General features: G+C 43.7%; 15 protein-coding genes. 5 read left to right on the top strand and 10 right to left on the bottom strand.

The window, feature by feature from the left end; all coding sequences use genetic code 11:
* The 7 genes from V5804_RS17655 to V5804_RS17625 form a co-directional block, all read right to left on the bottom strand.
* A partial coding sequence (locus V5804_RS17655) for a hypothetical protein (RefSeq protein WP_369592731.1) occupies positions 1-591 on the bottom strand: 591 nt, incomplete at its 3' end.
* Positions 592-859: 268 nt separating this feature from the next.
* Positions 860-1,144 (bottom strand): HigA family addiction module antitoxin, encoded by a 285-nt coding sequence (locus V5804_RS17650; protein WP_369592732.1) that lies wholly within the window; start codon positions 1,142-1,144, stop codon positions 860-862.
* A gap of 13 nt (positions 1,145-1,157) precedes the next feature.
* Positions 1,158-1,442 carry a type II toxin-antitoxin system RelE/ParE family toxin gene (locus tag V5804_RS17645; RefSeq protein WP_369592730.1) on the bottom strand — a complete coding sequence of 95 codons (285 nt, stop codon included), beginning with the start codon at positions 1,440-1,442 and terminating at the stop codon, positions 1,158-1,160.
* Positions 1,443-1,522: 80 nt separating this feature from the next.
* Complete coding sequence (locus V5804_RS17640; protein ID WP_369592729.1) at positions 1,523-3,403, bottom strand: DNA topoisomerase IV subunit B; 1,881 nt, start codon at positions 3,401-3,403, stop codon at positions 1,523-1,525.
* Between the two features lie 120 nt (positions 3,404-3,523).
* Positions 3,524-4,213, bottom strand: a complete 690-nt coding sequence (locus tag V5804_RS17635; protein ID WP_369592728.1) for a hypothetical protein — start codon at positions 4,211-4,213, stop codon at positions 3,524-3,526.
* A 94-nt stretch (positions 4,214-4,307) separates the two neighbouring features.
* Entirely contained in the window at positions 4,308-5,138 is an 831-nt protein-coding gene (gene kduI, locus V5804_RS17630) for a 5-dehydro-4-deoxy-D-glucuronate isomerase (protein WP_369592727.1), read from the bottom strand.
* Between the two features lie 27 nt (positions 5,139-5,165).
* On the bottom strand, positions 5,166-5,933 hold the full coding sequence (locus tag V5804_RS17625; RefSeq protein WP_369592726.1) for an SDR family NAD(P)-dependent oxidoreductase: 768 nt from the start codon (positions 5,931-5,933) through the stop codon (positions 5,166-5,168).
* A gap of 55 nt (positions 5,934-5,988) precedes the next feature.
* Here V5804_RS17625 and V5804_RS17620 point away from each other — a divergent pair, with 55 nt between their 5' ends.
* A complete protein-coding gene (locus tag V5804_RS17620) occupies positions 5,989-6,174 on the top strand; it encodes a hypothetical protein (RefSeq protein ID WP_369592725.1) in 186 nt (61 codons plus the stop codon).
* 171 nt (positions 6,175-6,345) lie between these two features.
* On the opposite strand, the gene V5804_RS17615 is transcribed toward V5804_RS17620, so the two are convergent.
* Together V5804_RS17615 and V5804_RS17610 are read right to left on the bottom strand one after the other, a co-directional pair.
* Positions 6,346-7,140 carry an FkbM family methyltransferase gene (locus tag V5804_RS17615; RefSeq protein WP_369592724.1) on the bottom strand — a complete coding sequence of 265 codons (795 nt, stop codon included), beginning with the start codon at positions 7,138-7,140 and terminating at the stop codon, positions 6,346-6,348.
* A 79-nt stretch (positions 7,141-7,219) separates the two neighbouring features.
* Entirely contained in the window at positions 7,220-8,233 is a 1,014-nt protein-coding gene (locus tag V5804_RS17610) for an arabinan endo-1,5-alpha-L-arabinosidase (protein ID WP_369592723.1), read from the bottom strand.
* 299 nt (positions 8,234-8,532) lie between these two features.
* On the opposite strand from V5804_RS17610, the gene V5804_RS17605 reads away from it, so the two are divergent.
* The 4 genes from V5804_RS17605 to araA all read left to right on the top strand — a co-directional run bounded on the left by V5804_RS17605 (position 8,533) and on the right by araA (position 13,294).
* Positions 8,533-9,240: an NUDIX domain-containing protein gene (locus V5804_RS17605; RefSeq protein ID WP_299288443.1), complete on the top strand. Its 708-nt coding sequence runs from the start codon at positions 8,533-8,535 to the stop codon at positions 9,238-9,240.
* 73 nt (positions 9,241-9,313) lie between these two features.
* Entirely contained in the window at positions 9,314-11,002 is a 1,689-nt protein-coding gene (locus V5804_RS17600) for a ribulokinase (protein ID WP_369592722.1), read from the top strand.
* Positions 11,003-11,018: 16 nt separating this feature from the next.
* Positions 11,019-11,717, top strand: a complete 699-nt coding sequence (locus V5804_RS17595; RefSeq protein ID WP_369592721.1) for an L-ribulose-5-phosphate 4-epimerase — start codon at positions 11,019-11,021, stop codon at positions 11,715-11,717.
* A gap of 80 nt (positions 11,718-11,797) precedes the next feature.
* Positions 11,798-13,294 (top strand): L-arabinose isomerase, encoded by a 1,497-nt coding sequence (gene araA / locus V5804_RS17590; RefSeq protein ID WP_369592720.1) that lies wholly within the window; start codon positions 11,798-11,800, stop codon positions 13,292-13,294.
* Between the two features lie 76 nt (positions 13,295-13,370).
* Here the strand turns inward: araA and V5804_RS17585 are convergent, their stop codons facing one another.
* Positions 13,371-13,511 carry a hypothetical protein gene (locus V5804_RS17585; protein ID WP_369592719.1) on the bottom strand — a complete coding sequence of 47 codons (141 nt, stop codon included), beginning with the start codon at positions 13,509-13,511 and terminating at the stop codon, positions 13,371-13,373.
* Positions 13,512-13,616: the final 105 nt, after the last annotated feature.

The following is a 13,616-nucleotide window of genomic DNA, read 5'->3' as shown; positions in this document are numbered from 1 at the left end:
TTCATTGAAAATAAGTTCTGAAGTATTAAAAACATATTTGTTTGTATGATTTGTATTATTAAGTGCTTCAATTGCTAAATCGAAGTCTTTTGTAGAAAGCAGTACGTCAAAATATCCATAAAAATCAATCTCAATATTGTCTGCACTAATTTGATCAGATGGCCCAATAAAACCAAACATTGGAGAACGTTTTAAAGGGTCAATTACTTGAAATATGTACGCACCATAACATGTAGCAAACGAAACAAAAAGCTGATTTCTTAATATTTCATTAATTTTAACAAAGTAATTATATAACTTTTCCCAAGTTAAAAGTTCTCTGTTACTTAACTGTATTCCTTCCTTGCACCCATGCATTTCAAAATGCAAGTACGGCCTTATATCATTATTGGAACAGGCTATCTTGATTTGGTTCATAAGATTATCAAATACCTCTTTATCTGAAATATCATGTATTTCCGTATGAAAACCCGGCATTTGTCTAACACGCCTACTTAACAAATCATTGTAAAGGTTTGAACCAGTCATTTTATCTCCCTCTGGTAGGGACTGTAAAACAAAGATTGAATCAAATGTAATTAATCTTTTCATCACAAATTTTTATGTTAATCAAAATTGCAACCTAATACTTTAAGCTAAAAAATTTCAATCTTTTAAACTCAATTTTACACCGATAAAAACAGCACTACGCCACCACTTCCTCTTCCAAAATATCAACTTCAACCCGTAAATTTTGAATAATATGCTGCTGCAGGTCTGGCGTATTCTTTCCCATAAAATATCCTAACAAGGTTTTGATATTGGCTTCTTTTAATAACACCGGATCCAGACGAATATCTTTCCAACTTGTTAAGAAATATTACACAAAATCAAAGTGCTTTATTTTCGGTGGATTTTTCAAAAAGTTCTTTTTAGCAATAAACAATTCGTAAGACGATTGTAACCGAATCCAAAAACGGGCTGTGCCGCCAAAAACAGTTTCAAGCCTTAATGCAATATTTGGCGTAATTGCCGCTTTGCCATTTAATATATTAGACAGGGTTGGGCGGGTGATACCTAAAAGTTCTGCCGCTTTGCCAATTGTTAAACCACGCCCTTCAATAACTTCCATTTTTAAGATTTCGCCGGGATGGTGTAGTTCCATTTCTCTTTCCATATCAATGTGTGTCTAAGTAGTCTAAATCAAAAGCATTATTATTTTCAAAGCGGAATATCAGCCGGTAATTACCTGTAATATCTAAACTCCAAAATCCTTGAAGCTCTCCTTTTAATGGATGTGGCCTCCAAGAAACCAGATGCGCAAGGTCTTCCGGCACTTCTTCCAGATCATCAATGATTTGTAAAACAAGTTGTATTTTTTTTAGCTGAGATGGCGGCAACTTGCTGCCATCCCCTTTTTCCCACAATAGCCGTAAAGGTTTACTTTTAATTGTTTTAATCACATCTATTCTGTATAATGTAAATATACAGATTACATCAACACAGATAAAACCTTGCTAATTTTTCACCCCTAAAAACAGTATCAAGCCACAACTTCCTGCTCCTCCAAAATATCAACCTCTACCCTTAAATTCTGGATAATATGCTGCTGCCTGTCCGGCGTATTCTTTCCCATAAAATATTCTAACAGCGATTTGATGTTGGCTTCTTTCAACAACACCGGATCCAAGCGGATATCTTTACCGATAAACAAACCAAATTCTTCCGGCGAAATTTCGCCCAAACCTTTAAAACGGGTAATTTCCGGCTTGTTGCCCAGCTTGTTGATGGCGCGCTGGCGTTCTTCGTCGCTGTAACAATAAATCGTTTCCTTTTTGTTGCGCACCCGGAAAAGCGGCGTTTGCAAAATAGAAACATGACCGGCTTTGACCAGATCGGGGAAAAACTGCAGAAAAAAGGTCATTAACAGCAACCGGATGTGCATTCCGTCCACATCGGCATCGGTTGCGATGACAATGTTGTTGTAACGCAAGCCATCTAAACCGTCTTCAATATTCAGCGCGTGTTGCAAAAGGTTAAATTCTTCGTTTTCGTAAACCACTTTTTTGGTGAGGCCGAAGCAGTTTAACGGCTTTCCCTTCAAACTGAAAACCGCCTGCGTTTGCACATCGCGTGATTTGGTGATCGAGCCGCTGGCCGAATCTCCTTCGGTGATAAACAATGTGGTGTCTTGCTTGCGTTCGTGCGTATCTTCAAAATGCAGCTTGCAATCGCGCAGTTTTTTGTTGTGCAACGATGCTTTTTTGGCGCGCTCGTTGGCCAGTTTTTTGATGCCGGCAATGTCTTTTCGTTCGCGTTCGGATTGTAAAATGCGTTTCAGCAAACCATCGGCCGTTGCCGGGTTTTTATGCAGGTGATCGTCCAGCGCTTTCTTTACAAAATCATTGATAAAACCACGAACGGAAGGTCCGTCTTCCGCAATATTTTGCGAACCTAATTTGGTTTTGGTCTGCGATTCAAAAACCGGTTCCTGCACGCGGATGGAAACCGCCGCCACAATCGAAGCGCGAACATCGGCCGCATCAAACTCTTTTTTATAAAACTCGCGAATGGTTTTTACAACCGCTTCGCGAAAGGCAGCTTGGTGCGTTCCGCCTTGCGTGGTGTGCTGGCCGTTTACAAACGAATAATATTCTTCGCCGTATTGCTGGCCGTGCGTCATCGCGATCTCGATGTCTTCGCCTTTTAAATGGATAATCGGATAGCGCAGGTTTTCTGCATCGGTATTTCGAACCAGCAAATCGTGCAGGCCACGTTCCGAATGGTATTTTTGTCCGTTAAAATTGATGGTTAAACCGGCATTCAGAAAAACGTAATTCCAAATCATGTTCTCCGCAAACTCTGGGATAAAGCGGTAATGGCGGAAAATCGTATCATCCGGCAAAAAACTAATTGCCGTTCCGTTGCGTTGCGTCGTGTCTTTTTCTTCTTCGCGCAGCAGTTCGCCTTTGCTAAATTCGGCAATTTTGGTGCGGTTATCGCGGTATGATTGTACGATGAAATTGCTGGACAGCGCATTTACCGCTTTCGTTCCAACACCGTTTAACCCAACCGATTTTTGAAATGCTTTGCTGTCGTATTTGCCGCCGGTGTTGATCTTAGAAACGCAATCAATCACTTTACCTAACGGAATTCCGCGGCCATAATCCCGAACGGCAATCTTATGTTCGCTTAAGTTGATGTCTATGGTCCGGCCTGCGCCCATCACAAACTCATCAATCGAATTATCTACAATTTCTTTCAGCAAAACATAAATCCCGTCATCATAAGCAGAACCGTCGCCCAATTTACCGATGTACATGCCCGGCCGTAAACGGATGTGCTCTTTCCAATCGAGCGAACGGATGCTGTCTTCACTGTAATTAACGGAATTATTTTGATTTGATGGAGTTGCCGACATCATAAATTTGCTACTAATTTTAGCACAAATCTATTAAAAATCTAATTATTTTACCTTATCCTACTAGCAAAATCTTGATAAATCAGGCAGAATGTTGATAAATTTAGGCCGATAAAAACAGCATCAGTTAAAGCGGACGGAATAACAGGCCTTGTTTACGTTTTTATAAAAATCCGGCCCGTTATCGTTGCTCAGAAAAAGCATGGAGACACTGCCTGCACCATTTTTTTGCAAACAGATGAGCAGGCCATATTTGCAACGGTTGGTGATGGGCATGTTGTACAAATTGAGCAGATAAGATTGCCCTTCGCTGGCATGGAACAAAGCCAAAGCTTCGGGCGGTAGCGCCTTAACGGTATAGTTATTTTTTCCGGCCAAAGCGATGGCCGTAGCTGTGGCGATGGGTTTGTAAAGCGAATCAGGCGTATTGGTGGCCGCTCTTGAAGCATCTTCAAATACTTTTAATTTGGCGCGTTGCTGTTGCAGGTTTTTGGCCATAAACCAAACCTGGAAGTTTTCGTTGGGCAGTTCTATGGCATAATCAACATCCAGATCAGCGGTATGTACTGTTTTTATCTCCCTAAAATCACGCGGAAGGGCAAACTGCACATTAAGGGCTGCCAAATTTTGCTGAAAAGATTTAAGCTGCGGAAAGTTTTGCACCAATTGCCCGTGCGCAATCAGGGCAACAAAAAACAGCAGCATTATAAGGGGTGAAAATTTTCTCATCAAACGGTCAATTAATTTTTCGCGGTCAAGGGGATGCAGCTTTTGCGCAGCCAGGTTTTGTATTGGATGCTTAAATTTAGACAAAAGAAAATACTATTCCTAAAACTAAAAATTTTTGTAAAGAATAAGGAAAGTTGGTTTTTATTTCCAGCCCAAATTTATGCCGATAAAAACAGTATCAGCGCAAATCACCAATGGCAATTGCATCCATATCGCTATAAACCAAATTTTCGCCCGCCATCCCCCAAATAAACCCATAATTTGCCGTGCCGCAACCAGAGTGAATTGACCAGGGCGGAGAAATAATAGCTTCGTGGTTAGCCACCAGCAAATGCCGCGTTTCGGTTGGTTCGCCCATCAAATGGATCACGCGCTGTTCTGGCGGAACATCAAAATAAAAATAAGCTTCCATACGGCGGGTGTGCGTATGGGCGGGCATGGTGTTCCAAACGCTGCCGGTTTTCAGAATGGTCAAGCCCATCACCAACTGACTGCTTTTGATGCCGTCGAGGTGGATGTAACGATAAATCGTCCGTTCGTTTGCCGTTTCTACTGCTCCCATTGTTCCCGGAGAAGCTTCGTCTTTCGTCATTTTTTGGGCAGGATAAGTTTGATGCGCCGGCGAAGAAAGCAGGTAAAAAACAGCAGGATTATTTGGGTTGATGCTTGAAAAACTAACTTCTTTTGTCCCTTTCCCCAAATATAAACAGCTTAATTTCTCCAAGTCGAAAATTGTGCCATCCGCTTCCACTTTTCCGGCACCGCCAACGTTGATGATGCCGATTTCCCGTCGTTCTAAAAAATATTCGGCGCGCAGTTCTGGATGGTTTTCCAGTTGTAAAGTTTGGTTTATGGGTTTGGCTCCGCCGATAATTACCCGGTCGTAATGCGAATAAACCATTTTTACCACATCATCCTGCACCAAATTTTGAGCGAGGAAGTTGGCGCGCAGTTCTTCCGTATTCATTCGGCTGGTTTCCTTCGGACTGTTTTGAAATCTTATTTCCATTTTGATACTTCTTTTATCGGTAAAAAATCAGCGTCCCATCCAGCCGCCGTCCACAGTTAAAATGGTCCCGTGTACATAATCCGCAGCGGCAGAAGCCAGAAAAACGGCCGGGCCTTTAAAATCCTCCGCTTCGCCCCAACGGCCAGCGGGGATACGGGATAAGATGGAGGCACTTCTGTCCGGGTCGTTCCGCAACGCTTCTGTATTATCGGTTGCGATGTAACCCGGCGCAATGCCATTTACGTTGATGCCTTTTGCGGCCCATTCGTTGGCCAAAGCTTTGATCAAACTGCCCAGAGCGCCTTTGCTGGCCGCGTATCCCGGCACGGTAATGCCGCCCTGAAACGTAAGCAAAGAACAAGTAAAAATGATTTTGCCCGAGCCTTGTTTCAGCATTTTTTTGCCGACTTCGCGTGCTAAAATAAAAGGCGCATCGAGGTTTACAGACATCACTTTGTCCCACATTTCGTCGGGATGCTCTGCTGCTGGTTTGCGTAGAATCATCCCGGCGTTGTTGATCAAAATATCAATTTTTGGGTTTTCGGCAAACAGCTTTTCCAGAAACTGGTACAGCTTACTTCGGTCAGCAAAATCGGCCTGGTAAGCTTTAAACTTTCTACCCAAAGCCAAAATTTCTTTTTCTACCACGCTGTTTTCCAATTCCAGCGAAGCCGAAACACCAATCACATCTGCACCGGCTTCGGCCATTGCAACGGCCATGGCTTTGCCGATGCCGCGGTTGCAACCGGTTACCAGCGCTGTTTTTCCGGTCAAATCAAATAATTGAAGTTTCATGGTTCAGGCTGATTTAATTTCCCAAAGGTAAAGTTCCGGGTTTTAAATTAAGGTTTTGGGTGAAGAAAAATCAACTGCCGAAAAAGGAAAAGAATTAAGTTGGTTTTTGCGAAGAGTATTTTGGCTAAAGCCAAGAATGAGCGCATTTATCCACGGCCTAAAGGCCGTGGCAATGAAAGAAACACGAAAACAGGAACAGTTCAATTGCCACGGCTTTCAGGCCGCGGGTCAAATCGTTTAGTTATTGGCTTTAGCCAAACCTAAAATTTACCCGATAAAAGAAGCATTGTAATTTAAAGATAATTGCCACGGTCTTTAGGCCGTGGTTCGGAATGTTTGGTTATTGGCTTTAGCCAAAATCTAAAAATTACTTGATAAAAGAAGCATCAGCAATCATTGCCAACAAACACAATCAGTCACTTTTATACCAGCATTTCGGAAGTACAATTGCCGGTTTGCCTTCATTATCAAAATCCAAAGGGTGCGGAAAAGTTTTTGCAAATTTCCGCTCTTGGATGCGGTCGTTTCTTAAAAAAGTAAATTCGGCAAACCTTGGGATTTCAAGCCCATACTTGGATTCTGTGCCGCAACAATTGTTGGGATGGATATGTACACAAGTATGCGTTTCGAGGATTTTTTGAATAGCCAGTTCTGCCATATTAAAAAAGCGCGGGTTCCAAAATTCATCCAAGTGGTGCAATTCAAAAACCATAATCCTGAACCGGTTTAACAAAGCGTTGGATGCATTGATAATGGCCGGATATTCTGCGCCTTCGATATCCATTTGCAGCAACAAATCGCTGTTGCCAGGCTCGCAAGTATTAACCCAGGTATCCAAAGTAATAAAACCGGCATCATTGGTGATGCCGATATGTTTTTTTAAAAAGCTGTAGTTTTCGGGCGATAAATCCAAACTTGGCTTTTCCACCGTGCGGTCGGCCAGGTACAATTTCATGCCATAATCAAAACAGGCTTTTTCAAATTCGCTCATCACATCCACGCCCGGCGAAAAGCACGCTTTGATGCCATCCAAATCATCAGGCAGCACATATCCGCCATCACGCTTTGGCCCAACCCGTATCAGTTGTTTATCGGTTTGCACCGGAAACAGTTTTTCGATCAAAGCTTTTACACGTTCAATCGGTGTACGGCTGATGATGATATTGCCTTTATCTTCAACAAAAATCTTTTTTAACTGGTCTTTCATCCTGTTTGTTTCAAACGCTGTAATTATAAAACTTTAGGCTTTATACGGAACAAGTATCTGAAAAAAATAAAAAAATATTTTATTGCGAAGCCACTACCGGCCAGCCTGCGGCGTTCCAGCTTAATTTTTCGATCCTAAGTTTAGGTTTGCCATTATCTAAAGCATCGTAACCGTGAAAAACTAAGTAATCCGAATTTTCATCGGTAAAAACAGCATTGTGCCCTACGCCGTACCAGTTTTTGTCGCCCTGCAAAAGTATAGTTCCGCCACCTTGTGCCATCGGTGTTCCGGCTTCGTCCAAATACGGGCCTTGCACTTTTTCTGCCCGGCCAACAATCATTTTATAGGTACTGTTAATGCCCCTGCAACAATAATCAATCGAGGCAAACAAATAATAATAGTTGTTTTTATGGAAGATAAAAGGCGCTTCGATGGCATTATCGCCTGCACCAACCGGATTATCGGCAGAATTTCCTGCCCGTTCGTCAACCTTTTTCCGTGTGGCAATAGTGGGCAGGTTTGTTGTGCTTTGTGCTACTTTTAACCGGTTTTTTTGAAGCCTGACCATCTTTAAGCCTTCCCAAAAAGAGCCGAAAGCCAGGTAAGGCTTGCCATTTTCATCCGTAATGAGGTTTGGGTCAATGGCGTTCCAGTTGTTTTTTCCGGGGATGGATTGGATCACTTTGCCGTGGTCAACCCATTTATAATTTGGGTCGTCGGTATGCAACGTGGTGTTGGTGGCCACGCCGATGGCCGAAGTGTTTTTGCCAAATGCCGAAACTGCGTAATACAAATAGTAAAGGCCGTTGTAGAAGGAAATATCCGGTGCCCAAATGTCATTATCAAAACCGGGAACAACATTAAAAGCCCAAGCCGGTGCTTCGGCAAAAACCGGCTTTTCGTGCTTCCAATGCACCATATCTTTGGACGACCAATCATTGATGCCCTTGCCCGTACAAAAAATATAATACAAACTGTCCTGCTTGATGATGACCGGATCGTGAACAGAAATATTCGTTTGCAATTCCTGCGCCTGCACATTTATACCTGATAAAAACAGTATGGCAATTGTTATTTTATAAATGCTGTTCATGCTGTTCAAATAATCCGTTTTACCGATACTGTTTTTACCGGCATAAAAACAGCATTTGCTTATGCTATTTTTATGCGTATTGCATCTGCCGATAAGGGTTAAGTGCGCAAAGCAAATTTTTGTTTTTTAGATTAACGGCAATAGTTTTAAGGCCGACGGTTTATCAGGAAACCAAAGCAGGAAAGTTTTTAATTGTCGGCACAACAGTTTAGATAGCCAAAGCAGGTTGTTTACAAAGTTTTTCTTAATTTCAATCAAAATTATTAGCATCATTGTGTACAATTTCCACATTAAACTTCATGATCAGATACTTTGGACAAACCCGGATTTTAGTAGCAGTAGATTGCATTATTTTCGGTTTTGACGGAGACCACCTCAAACTGTTGCTGATCCAGCGCGGCTTTGAGCCTGAGGCAAAAAAGTGGAGTTTGATGGGCGGTTTTATCCAGCCCGAAGAAAGTTTGGCCGACGCATCGAACCGGATTTTGAAAGAACTGACCGGACTGGAAGGCGTGTACCTGGAACAACTGAAATGCTTTGGCGCGCCGGAACGCGACCCGATTGAAAGAACGATCGGCATTGCTTATTTTTCGCTGATTGATATCAACAAATACCAGAAGCAGATCAACGATAAATATCACGCCGAATGGTTTTTGCTGAACGAAGTGCCGAAGCTGATTTTTGACCACGAAGAAATGGTGGAAACAGCCAAACGCCAATTGCGTTACAAAGCTGCCTTGCACCCGATTTTATTCGAACTGCTGCCCGAAAAATTTACCATCCCGCAATTGCAAAACCTGTACGAAGGGATTTATGCCGCTACTTTTGACAAGCGGAATTTCAGCCGCAAACTGCTGTCAACCGGACTGCTCATCAGGCAAAAAGACAAGCACAAAGAGAACTCGAAAAAAGGCGCTTTTTATTATACGCTGAACAAAACGCAGTACAAAGATAAGTTTCAGTCGTTTTTGAATTTCGTTCCAAACCCGGAAAGCCTTATCCTTTAAATTTTTTTCGACATTAACCTTAATCATTTCTGTTTCTAAAAAAATAAGTGTTAATTAAACACGAATTAAATTTATGGAAAACGGGCAATTTGTTATCGGTGTGGATTACGGAACGGATTCTGTCCGCTCGGTGATTGTAAACACAGCAAACGGGGCAGAAATGGCTTCCTCGGTTTACTTTTATCCGCGCTGGCAGCAAGGGCTTTATTGCGATGCGCCTTTAAACCAGTTCCGGCAGCACCCGCTGGATTATGTGGAAGGTTTGGAGTTCACCATAAAAGAGTGCCTAAAAGAAGCATCCGGAAAAGTCAGGCCGGAAGCGGTTAAAGCGATTTCTGTTGATACCACCGGCTCCTCTCCTGTTGCGGTTGACGAAACCGGAACGCCTTTAGCTCTGCTGCCCGAATTTGAAGAAAACCCGAATGCGATGTTTGTGCTTTGGAAAGACCATACGGCATTAAAAGAAGCCGCAGAACTGAACGGACACGCCAAAAAATTTGAACCAAACTATTTGCAGTTTGTGGGCGGCATTTATTCTTCGGAATGGTTTTGGGCGAAGTTGCTGCACATTTTGCGGGTTGATGAAAAAGTGTGGGAAGCCTGTTATTCCTGGGTTGAACATTGCGATTGGATTCCGTTCCTGCTCTCAGGCGGAAAAAATATCAAGGATATGAAACGCAGCGTTTGCGCAGCCGGGCATAAAGCACTTTGGGCAGAAGAATTTGGTGGTTTACCGCCGGATGACTTTTTCAGTTCCTGGGATTTACTGTTGAAAGGGTTTACTTCGAGATTATTCACTAAAACTTATACAGCCGATCAAGCAGCCGGAAATTTAAGTGCCGAATGGGCCGAAAAATTAGGCTTAACCACCGATGTCAAAATTGGCGTAGGCGCTTTTGATGCGCATATGGGCGCGGTTGGCGGGCAGATTGAGCCTTATTATTTAAGCAAAGTGATGGGCACTTCTACCTGTGATATGCTGGTTGCGCCGACGGAAGAAGTGAGCGGAACGCTGGTTAAAGGTATTTGCGGACAAGTTCCGGGTTCGATCATTCCGGGGATGATGGGCATGGAAGCCGGGCAATCAGCTTTTGGCGATTCGTATGCCTGGTTCCGCAGCATTTTGGTTTGGCCGATGAAGATGCTTCTTTTATCCACTAAAATTATTGATCAGCATACAGCCGAAAAGTTATTGCAGGAAATGACCGAAAAGATAATTCCGGAACTGAGCCGGGAAGCTGCAAAAATCCCGCTGAACGAAAAAAGCGAACTGGCGGTTGACTGGCTGAACGGTCGCCGTACGCCGGATGCCAACCAGGAACTGAAAGGCGTGATCGCCAATTTAGGTTTGGGCAGCAATGCGCCTGCCATTTTCCGCGCCGTAGCCGAAGCAACTTGTTTTGGTGCGAAATCCATTGTTGATCGGTTTGACCAGCAAGGCGTGCCGGTAAAAGGTCTGATTGGTTTGGGCGGCGTTGCCAAAAAATCGCCTTTTATTATGCAGATGATGGCCGATGTGATGAACATGCCGATCCGCATCCACAAATCGGAACAAACCTGTGCCATTGGCGCTGCGATGTTTGCGGCAACAGTTGCCGGAATTTATCCGAAAGTGGAAGATGCAATGGCGGCAATGGGACAAGGTTTTGATCTGGAATATCAGCCAAATCCGGAAAATGCGGCTATTTATGCCAAACGTTATCAGCGTTATATCAACTTGGGAAAAGCCATCGAAACGCAGACGATGAATTTTAGTGCTTAAAAACAGTATCCGAAAAATGAGCAAATACGAAGCTATCCGGCAAAGCGCTTACGAAGCCAACATGCAGTTGCCAAAGCTGGGTTTGGTGCTTTTTACTTTTGGCAATGTAAGCGCGGCCGACCGCGAGCAAGGCGTTTTTGCCATCAAACCAAGCGGTGTTCCTTACGATCAGCTTTCGCCCAAAAACATGGTGATTGTGGATTTTGAGGGAAATACGGTTGAAGGCAGTTTCCGTCCCTCATCCGATACCAAAACACACGCCGTTTTGTACAAACACTGGGAAAATATTGGCGGCATTGCGCATACGCATTCCACTTACGGAACGGCCTGGGCGCAGGCACAACGCGCTATTCCGATTTACGGGACCACACATGCCGATCATTGTACGATGGATATTCCTTGTGCCGCACCGATGGACGATTTGATGATCCAAGGAAATTACGAACACCAAACGGGTTTCCAGATTATGGAATGTTTGCAGGAGAAAGGGATGAGTTATAAGGAAATGGAAATGGTTTTGGTGGGCAGCCATGCTCCTTTTACCTGGGGAAAAACAGCGGAAAAAGCCGTTTATAACAGTGCGGTTTTGGAAGAAGTAGCGCGGATAGCTTATCTCACCGAACAAATTAACCCTGAAGTTGCGCGGCTAAAGCAGGCTTTGATCAGCAAACATCATGAAAGAAAACATGGCAAAAATGCTTATTACGGACAATGATTTGTTTTAACGGATGCTTCTTTTACCGCATAAAAATTGGTGTCCTTGCTTATCCAATTAGAAACCAATAAACCTAAAATATGATCAACTTAAAAGAACTGGAAGTGTGGTTTGTAACCGGCAGCCAGCATTTATACGGCGAAGAAACGCTGAACCAGGTGGCGCAGCATTCGCAGCAAATTGCGGCGGCGTTGGATGGTTCGGCCCAAATTCCGGTCAAAGTGGTTTTCAAACCAACTGTAAAAACCACGGAAGAGATTTACGCCATTTGTCAGGAAGCCAACCAGGCCAAAAGCTGTATCGGCATCATCGCCTGGATGCACACATTTTCGCCGGCAAAAATGTGGATCGGCGGTTTAAAAATCCTGCAAAAACCACTGTTGCATTTACACACGCAGTTTAATCGCGATATTCCATGGGCAACCATTGACATGGATTTTATGAATCTGAACCAAAGCGCGCACGGCGACCGCGAATTTGGGTTTATGGTTTCGAGGATGCGGCTGAACCGGAAAGTGGTAGTCGGGCATTTTCAGGATGGAGAAGTACATGCAGGAATTGGTTCATGGGCGCGTGCCGCTGCTGGTTGGAACGACTGGCAAGGTGCCAAATTTGTCCGTTTTGGGGATAACATGCGTTTTGTAGCTGTAACCGAAGGCGATAAAGTGGAAGCCGAAATGAAGTTTGGTTTTTCGGTAAATACATATGGAATCGGCGATTTGGTGCAGGTGATCAATCAAACTTCAGATGCAGCAATTAACCAGTTGATCCAGGAATACAACGATACTTATACTTTGGCTGAAAGCCTGCGCAAAGGCGGCGCACAATTTTCATCGCTAAAAGAAGCAGCGAAAATTGAGATCGGCCTGCGTACTTTTTTGCAGCAAGGCAACTTTAAAGGCTTTAGCGATACGTTTGAAGATTTGCACGGCATGGCGCAATTGCCGGGCATCGCCGCGCAGCGATTGATGGCTCAAGGTTACGGTTTTGCCGGGGAAGGCGACTGGAAAACAGCCGCTTTGGTGCGCGCCATGAAAACAATGGGCAGCGGTTTGCCAGGCGGCAACGCGTTTATGGAAGATTATACGTACCATTTCGATCCGGCCAATCCCTTGGTTTTAGGTTCGCACATGCTGGAGGTTGACCCTTCGCTGGCCAACGGAAAACCAACTTGCGAGGTGCATCCTTTGGGTATTGGCGGCAAAGCGGATCCGGTGCGTTTGGTGTTTAATGTGGCTGGCGGCCCGGCACTTAACGCTTCTTTAGTTGATATGGGCAACCGTTTCCGTTTGCTGGTGAATGAAGTGGAAGCCGTAGCACCGGAACACGATTTGCCAAACCTGCCCGTGGCACGCGTGCTTTGGAAACCCTTGCCCAATATGAAAACGGGTTGTGCCGCCTGGATTTACGCTGGCGGCGCGCACCATACCTGTTTTAGCCAAAATTTATCTTCTGAAACTTTGCAAGACTTTGCAGATATGGCCGGTATCGAATGTATCACCATTGATGCCGATACGAAATTAAGGCAATTGCGGAATGAGTTGCGCTGGAGCGAGGCGGCGTATCGGCAATTTTAGGGTGGTAAAAGAAGTATTGGGGGTTTTGGGAAGCCGTGGCGATTTATTCGTTGCGACTTTCTATTAGCAATGAAAGCTAAGCATTACGAAATTGATGAAGCTGGTTATTTACTTTATCTAAAGGTTGTTTAGAAATTGCTCCTTTATATTGAGCAGCACTACCAATTGGGTTTTCTTTGTTTGCGTCATACAAACGAATCAATCCTAATAGTTCCAAATTTTTAAGTAGTTTAGAGCTTTATCATTTATAATGTCAACTTTTAAAGTTTGCATAATCGTTTGTAATAGAATAACCTTCGATAAATATATAAAATTCTTATTT

It is taken from the genome of Mucilaginibacter sp. (genome assembly GCF_041088075.1).
Classification (GTDB): Bacteria; Bacteroidota; Bacteroidia; order Sphingobacteriales; family Sphingobacteriaceae; genus Mucilaginibacter_A.
This window is presented reverse-complemented; position numbering and strand designations above follow the sequence as displayed.

Coding starts and splice junctions, on each gene's coding strand:
- V5804_RS17595 (WP_369592721.1), top strand. CDS start 11,019: ATGAGCAAATACGAAGCTATCCGGCAAAGCGCTTACGAAGCCAACATG.
- V5804_RS17650 (WP_369592732.1), bottom strand. CDS start 1,144: ATGGAACTACACCATCCCGGCGAAATCTTAAAAATGGAAGTTATTGAA.
- V5804_RS17625 (WP_369592726.1), bottom strand. CDS start 5,933: ATGAAACTTCAATTATTTGATTTGACCGGAAAAACAGCGCTGGTAACC.
- V5804_RS17610 (WP_369592723.1), bottom strand. CDS start 8,233: ATGAACAGCATTTATAAAATAACAATTGCCATACTGTTTTTATCAGGT.
- V5804_RS17605 (WP_299288443.1), top strand. CDS start 8,533: ATGATCAGATACTTTGGACAAACCCGGATTTTAGTAGCAGTAGATTGC.
- V5804_RS17615 (WP_369592724.1), bottom strand. CDS start 7,140: ATGAAAGACCAGTTAAAAAAGATTTTTGTTGAAGATAAAGGCAATATC.
- araA (WP_369592720.1), top strand. CDS start 11,798: ATGATCAACTTAAAAGAACTGGAAGTGTGGTTTGTAACCGGCAGCCAG.
- V5804_RS17640 (WP_369592729.1), bottom strand. CDS start 3,403: ATGATGTCGGCAACTCCATCAAATCAAAATAATTCCGTTAATTACAGT.
- kduI (WP_369592727.1), bottom strand. CDS start 5,138: ATGGAAATAAGATTTCAAAACAGTCCGAAGGAAACCAGCCGAATGAAT.
- V5804_RS17600 (WP_369592722.1), top strand. CDS start 9,314: ATGGAAAACGGGCAATTTGTTATCGGTGTGGATTACGGAACGGATTCT.